This is a genomic window from Corallococcus sp. 4LFB (assembly GCF_046520365.1).
In the GTDB taxonomy this organism is placed as follows: domain Bacteria; phylum Myxococcota; class Myxococcia; order Myxococcales; family Myxococcaceae; genus Corallococcus; species Corallococcus caeni.
This window is the reverse complement of sequence record NZ_JBKGHJ010000863.1, coordinates 1-2,040: the sequence shown is the minus strand read 5'-3', so window position 1 is coordinate 2,040 and position 2,040 is coordinate 1. Positions and strand designations below refer to the sequence as shown.

Here is a 2,040-nt window from a genome sequence, read left to right as displayed (position 1 = left end):
GGTCCAGCCTCATCGCGTCCTCGAAGGCCTGCGCCGCGCGCGTGAAGTCGCCGTCCGCCGCGCCGTGGTCCCGCGCCAGCCAGCGCGCCCGGAGGCCCGCGGCCTCCGCCAGGTAGCGCCACGCATTGCCCAGCTTCGGGTTGAGCTCACGCGCCCGGTTGAGCGCCGTCTCCGCCTTCACCAGGTCCGCCGCCGGGTCGTGCGCCCGCGAAAGCGTCCACGTCGCCTGGCGCACCCAGGCCTTGCCCAGGTTCGCCAGGAGGTCCGCGTCGTCCGGCAGCCGCTTCAGCGCCTCCGTGTAGTCGTCCACCGCGGCCCGCAGCGCGGCGCTGGGGTCCTCGCCCTTCTCCAGCTGGAGCTCGGCGCGGAAGACCTCCCACTCGCCCAGGTTGTTGAAGGCGAAGCCCTGCGTGGGCGCCAGGGCCCGGGCCTTCTCGAAGGACGCCTTCGCCTCGTCGAGCAGGGCCTTCGTGTCGCCGCCCTCCTCCGCGCGCAGCTCCGCCTGCCAGAACACCGCGGAGCCCAGCGCGTTGTGGAGCGCGGGCTGCTTCGCGTTGAGCGCCAGCCCCTGCCGGTACAGCGTCAGGGCCCGCTCCAGGTCCACGCTGACGTCCTCGCCCTTCAGGTAGCGGGCCCGCGCGAGCTGCTCCGCCACCTCCGCGCCGTTGAAGCACGCACCGAAGTTGTCCGGGTTCAACGACAGGGCCCGCGTCAGCGCGCTGTTCGCGCGGCGCAGGTCGCCCGCCGCGTCCGGCGCGTTCGGGACGTCCGCGCGCTTGCGGTACGCGACGCCCAGGTTGATCCACGAGTACGGCTGCTGCTCGCTCAGCTGGAGCGCCGTCTGGTACGCGGCGATGGCCTTGTCCAGGAGCGGGACCGGGTCTCCCCCGCGCGCGGCCTCCGCGTCCGCCTGCCCCTGCCACGCGAGGCCCAGGTTGGCGTGGAACGCGTAGTCGCGGTCCTCGGCGCGCAGCTGTTCGAAGGAGGCGACCGCGAGCCGCAGCTGTCCGCGCGGATCCTCCCCGTGCAGCTGCTGGTAGCGCGCCCACTGCCGGTGGGTGAGGGCCCGCTCCAACGGGATGCGGTCGCTGGGCGTGGCCACGGCCTCCGCGGTGCGCAGCGCGGCCAGGGACTTCTCCAGCAGCGCCTCCACGCCCTCGCCGCCCTGGTTCGTGCGCTGCTCCGCGAGCCGGCGGTGGAAGCGCGCCACCAGCACCAGCGAGCGGGCGTGGTCCGGCGCGGCGGCGAGCGCGTGCGACAGCGCCTCCAGGCCCCGCTCGTAGTGCGGCAGCACGTTGCCCTCGCCGTACAGCTCCATCACCAGCGCGGCCAGCTCCAGCCGCCCCAGCACCGAGTGCACGACAGGCTGGCTCTCCGCCGTGGCGACCGCGGCGGCGTAGGCCTCACGGCTCAGCGCCAGGTCCGCCTGCGAACCCGCGCGGTCCCCGCCGTTCCAGCGGCGCATGGCGCGCGCGAGCAGGATGTCCCCGCGCAACAGCGGCGCCTCGTAGAACCACGGCGACTGCGTGCCCGGCGCGTCCAGGAGCGCCAGCGCGTCCTCCGGCCGGTCCTCGTAGAAGGCGAACAGGGCCTTCACGAACGACGGCGGCGCGGGGACGTCCGGCCCCTCCGCCTGGCGCAGGTACGCGAGCGCCGGGTCGCGGTAGCGCCCGTTCAGCTCCTTGAGGCGGGCCTCGCGCTGCGCGGGGGCACGGCGCTCCACGTCCAGCAGGAGCTGCTCGCGGTAGAGGTGCCCCAGCACCTGCGCCAGCGCCCACGCCACGCGGGGCTCGCGGTAGCCGTGCGCCCACGAGGCCTCCAGCCTGCCTCGCGCGCCGTCCAGGTCGTCCAGCGCGAACAGGGCGCGGCCCAGCGCGTACTCCCCGGGGCCCACCGCCTGCTCGCCCCCACGGGCGATGTCCGCCTCCAGCGCGGCCATGCTCGCGCGCAGCGCCTCGCGGTCCTTGCGCGTGTCGTGCAGGCGCGACAGGGCGGAGTAGCGCGCCGAGGACTCGATGCGCTCCACGCGCTCGGTGAAGG

The 2,040-nt window shown here is 75.2% G+C and carries 1 pseudogene; it reads right to left on the bottom strand.

The window, feature by feature from the left end:
* Nucleotides 1-2,040: pseudogene (locus tag ACLEQD_RS42095) on the bottom strand (serine/threonine protein kinase); the annotation flags it as partial.